The following is a 13659-nucleotide window of genomic DNA, read 5'->3' as shown; positions in this document are numbered from 1 at the left end:
ATGGCTTTTAAAAAAGATACAAAGGTAAAGAATAATTTCTCGAAAATTACGATTAGTCTCGCCTCTCCGGAGGAGATACTTGAAAATTCTTATGGTGAGGTAACCAAACCGGAAACCATTAATTATCGTACCTATAAGCCGGAGCGAGACGGTCTGTTCTGTGAGCGCATTTTTGGTCCCACAAAAGACTATGAGTGTGCCTGTGGTAAATATAAACGTATACGATATAAAGGTATCGTCTGCGACCGTTGTGGCGTAGAGGTAACTGAGAAAAAAGTACGTCGTGAACGTTGTGGACACATCGAACTGGTAGTCCCTGTCGCTCATATATGGTATTTCCGTTCGCTTCCGAATAAGATTGGTTATCTGTTGGGATTGCCTACGAAAAAACTGGAAGCTGTCATTTATTATGAGAAGTATATCGTCATTCAGCCGGGTACGATGGCTGGCAAAAAGGATGCTGACGGAATAGAAGTAAACGGCTCTCATAAGATGGATTTGCTCACAGAGGATGAGTATATCGATATAGTAGACAATCAGATTGATCAAAACAATGATCATCTTGAAGATTCTGATCCGAACAAGTTTGTTGCAAAGATGGGGGCAGAGGCGATCTATGATCTTTTGCATGTTATTGATCTGGATGCCCTCTCTTATGAACTTCGTGATCAGGCAAACAATGATTCTAGTCAGCAGCGGCGGACTGAAGCCTTAAAACGCTTGCAGGTGGTGGAAGCTTTCCGCTCTAGTACAGGTATAAATAAACCGGAGTGGATGATCATGAAGATTATTCCCGTGATTCCACCAGATCTCCGCCCGTTGGTTCCTTTGGATGGCGGACGTTTTGCAACCTCTGACCTGAATGATCTTTATCGCCGTGTCATCATCCGTAATAACCGGTTGAAAAGACTGGTGGAAATCAAGGCTCCTGAGGTGATTTTAAGAAACGAGAAGAGAATGCTTCAGGAAGCTGTTGACAGTTTGTTTGATAACTCCCGGAAGAGTTCTGCTGTGAAGAGTGAAAGTAATCGTCCCTTGAAATCCCTTTCTGATTCTCTGAAAGGCAAGCAGGGACGTTTCCGCCAGAACTTGCTGGGAAAGCGTGTTGACTATTCTGCCCGTTCTGTGATCGTTGTCGGTCCGGAATTGAAGATGGGACAGTGCGGCTTGCCGAAATTGATGGCTGCTGAACTCTATAAACCGTTCATTATCCGTAAATTGATTGAACGCGGAATCGTAAAGACAGTGAAGAGTGCCAAGAGAATAGTCGATCGCCGAGAACCGGTTATCTGGGATATTCTCGAAAGTGTGATGAAAGGTCATCCCGTGTTGCTGAACCGTGCTCCTACGTTGCACCGTCTGAGTATTGAGGCTTTCCAGCCTATCCTGATTGAAGGAGAGGCCATTCAGTTGCATCCGTTGGCTTGTACGCCATTTAATGCGGATTTCGATGGTGACCAGATGGCTGTCCATCTCCCACTTAGCAATGAGGCTGTGCTGGAATCACAGATTCTGATGCTTCAGAGTCACAATATCCTGAATCCGGCTAATGGTGCTCCTACTACCGTCCCGACACAGGATATGGTGCTTGGTCTGTATTATATCACCAAATATCGTCCAGGTGCTACGGGTGAAGGCTTGACTTTTTACGGGCCAGAAGAGGCTATAATAGCCAATCATGATCATAAATGCGATCTGCATGCTAAGGTAAAGGTCGTTGTAAAGGATCTGGTGGATGGGAAAATCCAGAATGTCATGAGGGAAACGTCTGTAGGACGTGTGATCGTCAATCAGATTATTCCTGATGAAGTTGGTTATTTTAATGATGTTATTTCCAAAAAATCATTGAGGGGTATCATCGCTGATGTTATACATACGGTAGGTATGGCTCGTGCTTGTACTTTCCTTGATGGTATCAAGAGTCTGGGTTATCACATGTCTTATGTGGCAGGACTTTCCTTTAATCTTGATGATATTATCGTTCCTACAGAAAAACCTGAGATCGTGAAGAAGGGTCAGGAAGAGGTGGATAATATAACGATGAATTATGATACAGGTCTGATTACGGACAAAGAGCGCTACAACCAGGTAATTGATGCCTGGACTCATGTCAACAGTAATTTGAAGAAATCTGTGATGAAGCACATGACTGAGGCTGATCAAGGTTTCAATGCCGTATTTATGATGCTGGATTCCGGTGCTCGTGGTTCGGCAGACCAGATTGCCCAGTTGGCCGGAATGCGCGGACTGATGGCGAAGCCTCAGAAGGCTGGAGCCGGTGGCAATCAGATCATTGAAAATCCTATCTTATCCAACTTTAAGGAGGGTATGTCCGTACAGGAATATTTCATTGCTTCTCATGGAGCTCGTAAAGGGCTCGCCGATACGGCTATGAAGACGGCTGATGCCGGATACCTGACACGCCGTCTTGTAGATGTCTCCCATGACGTTATCATTACGGAAGAGGATTGTGGCACGCTTCGGGGACTGGTTTGTACGGCTTTGAAAGATGGGGATGAAATAGTTTCCTCTCTCTATGAACGTATTCTTGGACGTGTTTCTGTTCATGATGTGATCAATCCTACCACCGGCAAACTGATTGTTGCTGCTGGTGATGAGATCACGGAGGAGAAAGCCCAACTGATAGAGGATAGTCCTATTGAGAGTGTTGAGATCAGGTCAGTACTGACTTGTGAGAGTAAGCATGGGGTTTGCGCTAAGTGTTATGGCCGGAACCTGGCCACGGGTCGTATGGTCCAGTTGGGTGAGGCTGTCGGTGTGATTGCTGCACAGGCTATCGGTGAACCAGGAACCCAGTTGACGCTGAGAACCTTCCATGCCGGTGGTGTAGCCGGTAATGCGGCTGCCAATGCCAGTATTGTGGCTAAAAATGACAGTAAACTAGAATTTGAGGAGCTCCGTACAGTTCCATTTATCGAAGAAGGTGAAGATGGTAAGGATGTGAAATGCCAGATGGTTGTAAGCCGTCTTGCCGAAGTTCAGTTTATTGACCCGAATACCAATATTTCACTCTCTACTTTGAATGTTCCTTATGGTTCATCCTTGTACTTCAAGGATGGAGACATCGTAAAGAAAGGCAACAAGATAGCCAAATGGGACCCGTTCAATGCAGTTATCGTCAGTGAATATGCCGGAACATTAAAGTTCCATGATGTTATCGATGGGATTACTTATCGTGGTGAGACCGATGAAACGACGGGTATGACGGATCGTATCATTACGGATTCAAAGGATAAGTCCAAGGTCCCGACGATGGATGTCGTTGGACCTGATGGGAAAGTTATGGCTACTTACAACTTCCCTGTAGGGGGACATATTGCTGTAGATGATGGTCAGACCATCTCTACGGGTACTACACTGGTCAAGATTCCTCGTGCTGTGGGAGGTGCCGGTGATATTACTGGTGGTCTGCCTCGGGTAACCGAGCTTTTTGAAGCTCGAAATCCTTCTAATCCCGCTGTAGTGAGTGAAATTGACGGTGAGGTTACTATGGGTAAAGTGAAACGTGGTAATCGTGAGATCATCGTTACTTCCAAGACGGGTGAGCAAAAGAAGTATATGGTCAGCTTGAGCAAGCAGATACTGGTTCAGGAGCATGATGCTGTACGGGCTGGTACGCCACTTTCTGATGGCCAGATTACACCGAGTGATATCCTGGCTGTAATGGGGCCGACGGCGGTTCAGGAATATATCGTGAACGAGGTCCAGAATGTATACCGCTTGCAGGGTGTGAAGATTAATGACAAGCATTTCGAGATCATTGTCCGCCAGATGATGCGCAAAGTCCGCATCGATGATCCGGGTGATACGACTTTCCTGGAACAGGAACTTGTAGATAAACTTGATTTCGCTGATGAGAATGATCGTATCTGGGGCAAGAAAGTGGTTACTGATGCCGGCGATTCTGAGAATTTTAAACCGGGGCAGATCATTACTGCACGCAAACTGCGTGATGAAAATTCAATCCTTAAGCGTAAGGATATGAAGGTCGTACAGGTGCGTGATGCTGTCGCTGCTACTTCTACTCAGATCTTGCAAGGAATTACCCGTGCTGCTTTGGGTACGAAGAGTTTTATGAGTGCCGCATCTTTCCAGGAAACGACGAAGGTGTTGAATGAGGCAGCTATCCGTGGAAAGACAGATTATCTCGAGGGCATGAAGGAAAATGTGATCTGTGGTCATCTGATTCCTGCCGGTACCGGACTCCGTCAATGGAACAAACTGGTTGTCGGTTCGAAGGAGGAGTATGAAAGAATGGAAGCCAACAAGAAGAATGTCCTTGATTTCTCAGATCAGGATGTTGTTTCTAAATAAAAAGAAAAGACCGCGGGGGATACTCGCGGCCTTTTTTGTCTCAGACGGATACCTTTCATGTCGGTCCTTTTATCCTTTAAAAAGTAGGATTTTCGGGGAATTTCATTTTATGAAAAAGACGGGATTGGTGCCAATATAAAATAACTTAACGATTTGTTCTGCCTGAAAGGATCAGCAGTGGAGGATATAGACTGATCTTCCTTGAAGGCAGGTCTTAAAATTTATACATACTATGGCAGATAACAAGGATCAGAATCAAAACGGACAGTTGCAGATTGAACTCCGTCCGGAGGTGGCCGAAGGTGAATATGCTAACTTTGCCATTATTACCCATTCCAGTAGTGATTTTGTGCTTGACTTCGCGCGTATTATGCCAGGTGTCCCTAAGGCACAGGTGAGAAGTCGTGTCATTCTCGCTCCGGAACATGCTAAACGGCTCTTACAGGCTCTTCAGGAAAATGTCCTCAATTATGAACGTCAGTTTGGTAAGATCGAGATTCCAAATCAGACTCCTCGTACCATTGCACCTTTCGGAACTGGCAGGGGTGAGGCCTGATCCTGTAAGTTGGGAAGATGGATGAAAGAAATCCCGCAAATGATGAATTTGTGGGATTTTTTATAGTTTGAGTAGTTTCTGACATCGGTTTTCCTTTTGAGGTTATGATTCTTTCCAATAAGAAAAATAGGTTTGAAGGCCGTTTAATGAATTCAAGCGGGCAGCGGATGTACTTATAAAATAAGTTAATATATTATATATTTATATAATTTGACAAAACAAATACCGATGAGAAACTCAACCTATTAGGTATTGTCAAAGATTATTTGTACCTTTGCAGCCCGAAATGGCTTCATGTGGGCAAACTTTAATTATGCCCCGTAATGAATTGATAATAAATAAAATAATATATAAATAAAAACAATTATGCCTACTATTTCACAGTTAGTAAGAAAAGGCAGAAGGGTGACGGCAGACAAAAGCAAGTCACCGGCTTTGGACAATTGTCCTCAGCGCCGTGGTGTATGTGTTCGTGTCTACACAACTACTCCGAAGAAGCCTAATTCGGCAATGCGTAAGGTTGCCCGTGTGCGTTTGACCAATCAGAAGGAGGTCAACTCTTATATTCCGGGAGAAGGTCATAACCTTCAGGAACACAGTATCGTCCTGGTAAGGGGCGGTCGTGTGAAGGACCTCCCTGGCGTGCGTTACCATATCGTACGTGGCACACTGGATACGGCCGGTGTGGCTAACCGTACTCAGCGCCGCTCTAAGTATGGTGCAAAGCGTCCTAAGGCAAAGAAGTAAACTTCTTAAGCAGGAAAATTGAAGCTATGTCGAAGGCTGGAAGTCGTGAATGACTGAAAACCTTCGACTTTACCAAGGAAAAAACAATTATCATTCGTTTTGCTGGAGAAGAACTATAAAGGTTGAGTAAATGTTCAGGTGTGAATGTTGAAGGACAAAATAAAAGTGCAGCCTCCGCAGAATAATATTTTAAAGAACAATGAGAAAAGCAAAACCAAAGAAGAGAGTGATCCTCCCGGATCCTGTCTTTAATGACCAGAAGGTCTCGAAATTTGTAAATCATTTGATGTATGACGGTAAGAAGAATACTTCTTATGCGATCTTCTACAAAGCTCTTGACACCGTTAAAGCAAAGGCTCCCAAGGCAGAAGAAAAATCAGCTTTGGAAATCTGGAAACAAGCGCTGGATAATGTTACTCCCCAGGTAGAGGTGACCAGTCGCCGTGTCGGAGGAGCTACTTTTCAGGTTCCGACGGAAATTCGTCCTGACCGTAAGGAAAGTATTGCTATGAAGAATCTGATTACTTTCGCCCGCAAACGCAGTGGAAAGTCTATGGCTGAAAAACTTGCTGCAGAGATCCTTGATGCTTATAACAATCAGGGGGGTGCCTATAAGCGGAAGGAAGATATTCATCGTATGGCTGAGGCTAACCGTGCTTTTGCACATTTTAGATTCTAATCACTTTTAACAGGTAAAAAGAAAAATGGCAAACCGTGATTTACATTTGACGCGTAATATTGGCATCATGGCTCACATTGATGCGGGTAAAACGACTACGTCAGAGCGTATTCTTTATTATACAGGTAAGACACATAAAATCGGTGAGGTCCATGATGGCGAGGCCGTGATGGACTGGATGGCTGAAGAGCAGGAGAGGGGTATAACGATCACCTCTGCTGCAACTACTTGTAATTGGACATGGAAAGGCAATGATTATAAGATCAACTTGATTGATACTCCGGGACATGTCGACTTTACTGCCGAGGTAGAACGCTCCTTGCGTGTCCTTGATGGTACTATTGCTACTTATTCTGCAGCTGATGGCGTCCAGCCTCAGTCAGAAACGGTGTGGCGCCAGGCTGACAAATACAATGTTCCTCGTATTGGCTATGTCAATAAGATGGACCGCTCTGGTGCTGACTTCTTCGAAACAGTGAAGCAGATGAAAACGATCCTTGGGGCTAATCCTGTCGTTCTCCAGATTCCTATCGGGGCAGAGGAAAACTTTCTTGGGGTGGTTGACCTGATTAAGATGAAGGCTATTCTTTGGCATGATGAAACGCTGGGAGCTGAATATGATGTCGATGATATTCCCGCTGATCTGGTGGATCAGGCTAATGAATATCGGGACAAACTCTTGGAAGCTGCTTCTAATTATGATGATAATTTGATGGAACTTTACCTGGATGGCAAGGACGTTCCTGAAGATATGCTCATTTCTGCGATTCGTAAAGGAACCGTGAAATTGGAGTGCTGCCCGGTATGTCTGGGATCTTCTTATAAGAATAAGGGCGTTCAACCATTGCTGGACTACGTTTGTATGTTCCTGCCTTCTCCACTGGATACTCCTAATATCAAGGGTACAAATCCGGATACGGGTGAAGAGGAAGATCGTAAGCCGTCTGAGTCTGAACCTCTGGCTGCTTTGGCTTTCAAGATCGCTACGGATCCTTTTATGGGTCGTCTGGTGTTCTTCCGGGTTTACTCGGGCAGGGTGGCAGCTGGCTCTTATGTCTTTAATCCACGCTCTGGAAAACGCGAGCGCATCAGCCGTTTGTTCCAGATGAATTCCAAACAGGAAATTCCTATGGAGTCTATTGATGCAGGTGATATCGGTGCCGGCGTCGGTTTCAAGGATATTCATACAGGTGATACATTGTGTGATGAGGATCATCCTATTGTGCTGGAATCCATGACATTCCCTGATCCTGTGATCTCGGTGGCTGTAGAACCTAAATCGCAGGCTGATGTAGCTAAAATGGATAATGGCCTGGCTAAACTGGCTGAAGAGGATCCTACTTTTACAGTTCATACTGATGAACAGAGTGGCCAGACCATCATTTCCGGTATGGGAGAGTTGCATCTGGATATTATCATTGAACGTCTTCGCCGTGAATTCAAAGTAGAATGTACTGAGGGTAAACCTCAGGTCAATTATAAAGAGGCTGTCACTAGGGAGGTTCATGACCGTCAGACTTATAAGAAGCAGACGGGTGGTCGTGGTAAGTTCGCTTGTATTGAAGTGACTATCGGCCCGAAAGACGAAGATTATACGGAAGGAGATTTGCAGTTCGTAAATCAGGTCAAGGGTGGTAATGTGCCTAAGGAATTTATTCCTTCTGTTCAGAAGGGCTTTCAGGAGTGTCTGGGCAGTGGTATCCTCGGCGGATTTCCGATGACTGGTTTGAAAGTGACCCTTCTGGATGGTGGCTTCCATCCTGTTGACTCTGATCAGATTTCGTTCGAGTTGGTAGCTCATCAGGCTTTCCGTGAGATGTGCCCAAAGGCTGGTCCGGTTTTGATGGAACCTATCATGAAGGTGGAAGTTGTTACCCCGGAAGAAAATATGGGTGATGTCATTGGGGATTTGAACAAGCGCCGTGGCATGGTCCAGGGAATGGATGAAACCCGCAGTGGTGCCCGTATCGTCAAGGCCATGGTTCCTCTGGCAGAGATGTTTGGCTATGTGACCGCTTTGCGTACGATTACTTCCGGCCGGGCTACTTCTTCTATGGAGTATGATCACCATGCTCCGGTCTCAAAGAGTATTGCCAAGACGGTACTTGATGAGATAAAGGGACATTCGGAATTATTGTAAATCATTGGGTTAAGGAACAACAGGCTTAGCGAATGACTCTTAAGCAGGTGCTCCTTTTCCTTCATTAATCATTTAATAAATAAAAAAATGAGTCAGAAAATCAGAATTAAACTGAAATCTTACGATCATCAGTTGGTTGATAAGTCAGCAGAAAAAATCGTTAAGGCCGTGAAGGCTACCGGTGCGATTGTAAGTGGTCCTATTCCATTGCCGACGCATAAGCGTATTTACACGGTTAACCGTTCAACGTTCGTAAACAAAAAGTCCCGTGAGCAGTTCCAGTTGTCCGATTTTAAGCGTCTTATCGACATCTATAGTTCAACAGCAAAAACGGTAGATGCTTTGATGAAACTCGAGTTGCCTAGTGGCGTCGAGGTGGAGATTAAAGTCTGAGTGATGTTGGGTACAAAAAGAATTTATCTATTTTAATTTTTATTGAAATGCCAGGATTAATTGGAAGAAAAATCGGAATGACATCCGTGTTCAGTGCCGACGGTAAAAATATTCCGTGCACTGTTATCGAAGCTGGTCCTTGTGTCGTAACCCAGGTAAAAACAGTAGAGAAAGATGGTTACAAGGCCGTTCAGTTAGGTTTCGGCGAGGCAAAGGAGAAAAGATGCTCCAAGTCCTTGATGGGAATCTATAAGAAGGCAGGCACAACACCTAAAAAGCACTTGGCCGAGTTCAGGTTTGATGAGGAGCATAACCTCGGAGATACAATTACAGTTGATATTTTTAATGACACTAAATTTGTGGACGTAGTCGGAACTTCTAAAGGAAAAGGCTTCCAAGGTGTTGTTAAACGTTACAATTTCGGCGGTGTAGGCCAGTCTACCCACGGTCAGGATGACCGTTTGCGTAAACCAGGTTCTATCGGTGCTTGCTCTTACCCTGCAGAAGTCTTCAAAGGCATGCGCATGGGTGGTCAAATGGGAGGAGATCGGGTTACTACCCAGAACCTTCAGGTATTAAAGGTTATTCCAGAACAGAACCTGCTCGTAGTGAAAGGTTCTTTTGCTGGATGTATAGGTTCAACTGTATTAATTGAGAAATAATGGAAGTTAGTGTTTTAAATATCAATGGTCAGGAGACCGGCAGGAAGGTGACTCTCGATGAGAGTATCTTCGGAATTGAGCCTAACGAACACGTTCTCTGGCTTGCAGTAAAGCAATACCTTGCCAATCAACGTCAGGGTACGGCGAAAACTAAGGAAAGAAGTGAACACAGAGGTTCAACACGCAAACTCGGACGTCAGAAGGGTGGCGGCGGTGCCCGTCGGGGTGATATTAATTCTCCTTTGCTCGTCGGCGGTGGTCGTGTTTTTGGTCCTAAGCCCCGTGATTATAGTTTTAAACTGAACAAGAAGACGAATATTCTTGCTCGTAAATCGGCTTTGTCTCAGATGGCTAAGGAAAATGAATTAATCGTCGTTGAGGACTTTAAGTTTGATGCTCCGAAAACAAAAGATTTTATAAATATTACTAAAAATCTTAAAGTAGAGGGCAAGAAACTCCTTTTCGTTTTGCCAGAAGTAGATAAAAATGTATATTTGTCCGCTCGAAATATAAAATGTGCTCATGTGATTACAGCGAAGGCAGTCAATACTTATCAGGTGTTGAATGCTGATTCTGTCGTGATGACGGAAGGTGCATTAAATTCACTAAACGAACTCTTAACCAAATAACAGGAGATTCAATTATGGCATTTATTATTAAACCCTTGGTTACTGAGAAGCAAACTAAGATAACGGATAAGCGGCCTAACCGCTTTGGCTTCGTTGTAAAGCCTGAGGCCAATAAGCTCCAGATAAAGGATGAGGTTGAGAAACTGTACAAAGTTACAGTTGAAAATGTAAACACGATGCGCTATGCTGGCAAACGTCAGTCCCGCTATACGAAAGCAGGAATGGTCAAAGGTCAGAAAAATGCATTCAAAAAGGCTATCGTTACCTTGAAAGAGGGCGATACAATTGATTTTTACAGCAATATCTAAAATAAAAAATGGCAGTACGTAAATTTAACCCGGTCACTCCGGGACAAAGACACAAGATTATTGGCACGTTCGAGGAGATTACTGCATCCGTGCCAGAGAAGTCTCTCGTGTATGGCAAACGTTCTACAGGTGGTCGAAACAACACCGGTAAGATGACGGTTCGCTACATGGGCGGTGGACACAAACGCAAGTTACGTTTCATCGACTTTAAGCGGGAGAAAGATGGTGTTCCAGCTGTAGTAAAGAGTATTGAATATGATCCGAACCGCTCGGCACGGATCGCGTTGCTCTATTATGCAGATGGTGAAAAACGTTACATTATTGCTCCTAATGGATTGCAAGTAGGTGCTACATTGCTTTCCGGTGCTTCTGCAGCTCCTGAGATAGGCAATGCTCTTCCACTGGAAAATATCCCTGTAGGTACCGTAATTCATAACATTGAATTACGTCCGGGGGAGGGTGCACGCCTGGTCCGTTCGGCTGGTAATTTTGCTCAGTTGACTTCTCGTGAGGGCAGTTATTGTGTTATTAAGCTTCCTTCTGGTGAGACTCGCCAGATTCTGAGTGCTTGCAAAGCTACAATTGGCAGCGTGGGGAATTCTGACCATGCCCTTGAACAGTCCGGTAAGGCTGGACGTTCCCGCTGGCTGGGCCGTCGTCCTCATAACCGTGGCGTGGTGATGAATCCTGTTGATCACCCTATGGGTGGTGGTGAAGGTCGCCAGTCCGGTGGTCTTCCACGTTCTCGGAAGGGCTTGTGTGCTAAAGGTCTTAAGACTCGTGCACCTAAGAAGCTTTCTAACAAGTATATTATTGAAAGAGCAAATAAAAAATAAAGAGTAAATTATGAGTCGTTCACTTAAGAAGGGTCCATATATTAATGTTTCTCTGGAGAAGAAAATTCTCGAGATGAACAAAAGTGGCAAGAAAAGTGTTGTCAAAACATGGGCCAGAGCTTGTATGATATCTCCCGATTTCGTGGGGCATACCATTGCAGTTCATAACGGAAATAAATTTATCCCTGTTTACATTACTGAAAATATGGTGGGTCACAGACTTGGTGAGTTTTCACTTACCCGTCGATTCGGCGGCCATAGTGGTAACAATAAAGATTAAGTAAGCGGGTTGAAACCATTTAAATGAAGAAACAATAATGGGAGCAAGAAAACATATTGCGGCTGAAAAGTTAAAAGAAGCTCGCAGAAACCAGTACTTCGCTAAGCTCAAGGGAGTTCCTTCCTCACCCCGTAAGATGCGCTATGTCGTGGACATGGTTCGTGGTATGGAAGTAAATAAGGCTCTTGGAGTACTTAAGTTCTCTAAAAAGCACGCTGCTGCTGACGTTGAGAAACTGTTACGTTCGGCTATTGCAAACTGGGAACAGAAAAATGACCGTAAGGCTGAAGAGGGTGAACTCTATATCAGTAGAGTCTTCGTAGACCCGGGGGTCACTATGAAACGTATGAGACCGGCACCACAAGGCCGTGGCTTCAGAATCCGTAAGCGTTCTAATCACGTTACGCTTTTTGTTGATGCTAAAACTAATGACGAAAATAAGTAAATAGAATGGGACAGAAAGTTAATCCAATAAGTAACCGTTTAGGTGTAATCCGTGGTTGGGATTCTAATTGGTTTGGTGGTAAGTCTTTCGGTGACAACCTCGTAGAGGATATGAAAATCCGAAACTATATCAACGAGCGTCTGGCAAGGGCAAGCGTCTCTCGTATTATCATCGAGCGTACCTTAAAACTCGTTACCATTACTATTTGCACTGCTCGTCCGGGTATTGTCATTGGTAAAGGTGGCCAGGATGTCGATAAACTGAGAGAAGAGTTGAAGAATATCTTCAAGGAAGAGATTCAAATCAACATTTTTGAGGTGAAAAGACCTGAACTGGATGCAACTATTGTAGCAGATAATATCGCCCGTCAGCTCGAAGGTAAGATCGCTTATCGCCGTGCCGTCAAGATGGCTGTTGCCAATACGATGCGTGCTGGTGCTGATGGTATCAAAGTCCAGGTGTCTGGTCGTCTGAATGGAGCTGAGATGGCTCGTAAGGAGATGTTTAAGGAAGGGCGTACACCACTGCATACTCTTCGTGCTGATATTGACTATTGCTCTACTAAAGCAATTACGAAAGTAGGTACGATTGGGGTAAAAGTTTGGATCTGCCGCGGTATGGTCTATGGGAAAGTAGACCTTACACCGAATTTCCAGCAGGACAATAAAAACTCAAATCGTGGTAACGGTGAGAGACGTTCTGGTCGCGGTAATCGCAAGAGAAACAATAACCGTTAAAAGTTAAGAATCTATTATGTTACAGCCAAAAAGAGTAAAATATAGAAGACCTCAAGATGGGCGTGGCAATAAAGGTGACGCTCACAGAGGAACAGAACTGGCTTTCGGTTCATTTGGTATCAAGACTCTTGAATCCAAATGGCTCGACAGCCGTCAGATAGAGGCCGCTCGTGTAGCCGTAAACCGCTATATGAACCGTGAAGGTCAGGTTTGGATTCGTATTTTTCCAGACCATCCCATTACTCGTAAACCTGCTGATGTGCGTATGGGTAAAGGAAAAGGTGACCCCGCAGGATGGGTAGCTCCCGTAACACCGGGACGTATCTTATTTGAGGTAGAGGGCGTAAGTCTTAAAGATGCAAAGGAAGCACTTCGCCTTGCCGCTCAGAAGTTGCCTGTTAAAACTAAGTTTGTCGTCAGACGTGATTACGATAAAAATGCTTAAGCTATGAAGATGAAAGAAGTAAAAGAACTTGAAACTAAGGATTTGGTTGAAAAGTTGAAGGCATCGCAGGCTGATCTTAACCAAAAGATGCTGAACCATAAGATTACTCCGTTAGAGAATCCATCACAGATTAAGACGGCACGTCGTGATATTGCACGGATGAAGACAGAACTCCGTCAAAGAGAACTTAATAAAAAATAATGGTTCAGATGGAAACAAGAAATTTAAGAAAGGTAAGACAGGGTGTTGTGATCAGTAATAAAATGGATAAAACCATAATTATTGCATCAAAGTTTAAGGAGAAGCACCCGATTTATGGTAAGTTCGTCCAGCATACCAAGAAATATTACGCCCATGATGAACAGAATGAAGCCAATGTCGGCGACACTGTACTGATTATGGAGACTCGCCCTCTGTCAAAGACAAAGCGGTGGAGATTAGTAAGAATCGTAGAAAAGGCTAAGTAA

16 protein-coding genes are annotated in these 13659 nt (G+C 44.4%); all 16 read left to right on the top strand.

The genetic code is table 11. From position 1 onward, the window contains the following. The 16 genes from rpoC (at position 1) to rpsQ (ending at position 13659) form a co-directional block, all read left to right on the top strand. Positions 1–4335, top strand: coding sequence for a DNA-directed RNA polymerase subunit beta' (gene rpoC, locus ACYRYG_RS05035; protein ID WP_293416040.1), 4335 nt, complete (start codon positions 1–3; stop codon positions 4333–4335). A 232-nt stretch (positions 4336–4567) separates the two neighbouring features. Then, positions 4568–4891, top strand: a complete 324-nt coding sequence (locus tag ACYRYG_RS05030; protein ID WP_293416042.1) for a DUF3467 domain-containing protein — start codon at positions 4568–4570, stop codon at positions 4889–4891. A gap of 366 nt (positions 4892–5257) precedes the next feature. Further along, on the top strand, positions 5258–5638 hold the full coding sequence (gene rpsL / locus ACYRYG_RS05025; protein ID WP_293416044.1) for a 30S ribosomal protein S12: 381 nt from the start codon (positions 5258–5260) through the stop codon (positions 5636–5638). A 199-nt stretch (positions 5639–5837) separates the two neighbouring features. Further along, a complete protein-coding gene (gene rpsG, locus ACYRYG_RS05020) occupies positions 5838–6317 on the top strand; it encodes a 30S ribosomal protein S7 (protein ID WP_293416046.1) in 480 nt (159 codons plus the stop codon). Positions 6318–6342: 25 nt separating this feature from the next. Then, positions 6343–8457 (top strand): elongation factor G, encoded by a 2115-nt coding sequence (gene fusA / locus ACYRYG_RS05015; RefSeq protein WP_293416048.1) that lies wholly within the window; start codon positions 6343–6345, stop codon positions 8455–8457. Between the two features lie 87 nt (positions 8458–8544). After that, positions 8545–8850 (top strand): 30S ribosomal protein S10, encoded by a 306-nt coding sequence (gene rpsJ / locus ACYRYG_RS05010; RefSeq protein WP_004352787.1) that lies wholly within the window; start codon positions 8545–8547, stop codon positions 8848–8850. A 47-nt stretch (positions 8851–8897) separates the two neighbouring features. Further along, the gene (gene rplC, locus ACYRYG_RS05005; RefSeq protein ID WP_460197788.1) at positions 8898–9512 is read left to right on the top strand and encodes a 50S ribosomal protein L3; all 615 of its coding nucleotides are present in this window, start codon (positions 8898–8900) and stop codon (positions 9510–9512) included. Continuing rightward, the gene (rplD, locus tag ACYRYG_RS05000) at positions 9512–10141 is read left to right on the top strand and encodes a 50S ribosomal protein L4 (RefSeq protein WP_293416052.1); all 630 of its coding nucleotides are present in this window, start codon (positions 9512–9514) and stop codon (positions 10139–10141) included. Before rplC ends, rplD begins: the two co-directional genes overlap by 1 nt. A 14-nt stretch (positions 10142–10155) precedes the next feature. After that, positions 10156–10449: a 50S ribosomal protein L23 gene (gene rplW, locus ACYRYG_RS04995; protein ID WP_293416053.1), complete on the top strand. Its 294-nt coding sequence runs from the start codon at positions 10156–10158 to the stop codon at positions 10447–10449. Positions 10450–10457: 8 nt separating this feature from the next. Next, entirely contained in the window at positions 10458–11285 is an 828-nt protein-coding gene (rplB, locus tag ACYRYG_RS04990) for a 50S ribosomal protein L2 (protein ID WP_293416054.1), read from the top strand. A gap of 10 nt (positions 11286–11295) precedes the next feature. After that, positions 11296–11565, top strand: a complete 270-nt coding sequence (rpsS, locus tag ACYRYG_RS04985) for a 30S ribosomal protein S19 (RefSeq protein ID WP_293416056.1) — start codon at positions 11296–11298, stop codon at positions 11563–11565. Between the two features lie 37 nt (positions 11566–11602). Then, the gene (gene rplV, locus ACYRYG_RS04980) at positions 11603–12010 is read left to right on the top strand and encodes a 50S ribosomal protein L22 (RefSeq protein ID WP_293416058.1); all 408 of its coding nucleotides are present in this window, start codon (positions 11603–11605) and stop codon (positions 12008–12010) included. Positions 12011–12015: 5 nt separating this feature from the next. Beyond that, a complete protein-coding gene (rpsC, locus tag ACYRYG_RS04975; RefSeq protein ID WP_293416060.1) occupies positions 12016–12747 on the top strand; it encodes a 30S ribosomal protein S3 in 732 nt (243 codons plus the stop codon). Positions 12748–12763: 16 nt separating this feature from the next. Beyond that, the gene (gene rplP / locus ACYRYG_RS04970; protein ID WP_293416062.1) at positions 12764–13192 is read left to right on the top strand and encodes a 50S ribosomal protein L16; all 429 of its coding nucleotides are present in this window, start codon (positions 12764–12766) and stop codon (positions 13190–13192) included. A 3-nt stretch (positions 13193–13195) separates the two neighbouring features. Continuing rightward, positions 13196–13393: a 50S ribosomal protein L29 gene (gene rpmC, locus ACYRYG_RS04965; RefSeq protein ID WP_293416064.1), complete on the top strand. Its 198-nt coding sequence runs from the start codon at positions 13196–13198 to the stop codon at positions 13391–13393. Next, the gene (gene rpsQ / locus ACYRYG_RS04960) at positions 13393–13659 is read left to right on the top strand and encodes a 30S ribosomal protein S17 (protein WP_293416066.1); all 267 of its coding nucleotides are present in this window, start codon (positions 13393–13395) and stop codon (positions 13657–13659) included. The genes rpmC and rpsQ overlap by 1 nt, the downstream gene beginning before the upstream one ends.

Source organism: Segatella asaccharophila, from assembly GCF_054687055.1.
This window is presented reverse-complemented; position numbering and strand designations above follow the sequence as displayed.

Excerpts from the sequence above, each read along its gene's own strand:
- rpoC (WP_293416040.1), top strand. The coding sequence starts at position 1 with ATGGCTTTTAAAAAAGATACAAAGGTAAAGAATAATTTCTCGAAAATT.
- ACYRYG_RS05030 (WP_293416042.1), top strand. The coding sequence starts at position 4,568 with ATGGCAGATAACAAGGATCAGAATCAAAACGGACAGTTGCAGATTGAA.
- rpsL (WP_293416044.1), top strand. The coding sequence starts at position 5,258 with ATGCCTACTATTTCACAGTTAGTAAGAAAAGGCAGAAGGGTGACGGCA.
- rpsG (WP_293416046.1), top strand. The coding sequence starts at position 5,838 with ATGAGAAAAGCAAAACCAAAGAAGAGAGTGATCCTCCCGGATCCTGTC.
- fusA (WP_293416048.1), top strand. The coding sequence starts at position 6,343 with ATGGCAAACCGTGATTTACATTTGACGCGTAATATTGGCATCATGGCT.
- rpsJ (WP_004352787.1), top strand. The coding sequence starts at position 8,545 with ATGAGTCAGAAAATCAGAATTAAACTGAAATCTTACGATCATCAGTTG.
- rplC (WP_460197788.1), top strand. The coding sequence starts at position 8,898 with ATGCCAGGATTAATTGGAAGAAAAATCGGAATGACATCCGTGTTCAGT.
- rplD (WP_293416052.1), top strand. The coding sequence starts at position 9,512 with ATGGAAGTTAGTGTTTTAAATATCAATGGTCAGGAGACCGGCAGGAAG.
- rplW (WP_293416053.1), top strand. The coding sequence starts at position 10,156 with ATGGCATTTATTATTAAACCCTTGGTTACTGAGAAGCAAACTAAGATA.
- rplB (WP_293416054.1), top strand. The coding sequence starts at position 10,458 with ATGGCAGTACGTAAATTTAACCCGGTCACTCCGGGACAAAGACACAAG.
- rpsS (WP_293416056.1), top strand. The coding sequence starts at position 11,296 with ATGAGTCGTTCACTTAAGAAGGGTCCATATATTAATGTTTCTCTGGAG.
- rplV (WP_293416058.1), top strand. The coding sequence starts at position 11,603 with ATGGGAGCAAGAAAACATATTGCGGCTGAAAAGTTAAAAGAAGCTCGC.
- rpsC (WP_293416060.1), top strand. The coding sequence starts at position 12,016 with ATGGGACAGAAAGTTAATCCAATAAGTAACCGTTTAGGTGTAATCCGT.
- rplP (WP_293416062.1), top strand. The coding sequence starts at position 12,764 with ATGTTACAGCCAAAAAGAGTAAAATATAGAAGACCTCAAGATGGGCGT.
- rpmC (WP_293416064.1), top strand. The coding sequence starts at position 13,196 with ATGAAGATGAAAGAAGTAAAAGAACTTGAAACTAAGGATTTGGTTGAA.
- rpsQ (WP_293416066.1), top strand. The coding sequence starts at position 13,393 with ATGGTTCAGATGGAAACAAGAAATTTAAGAAAGGTAAGACAGGGTGTT.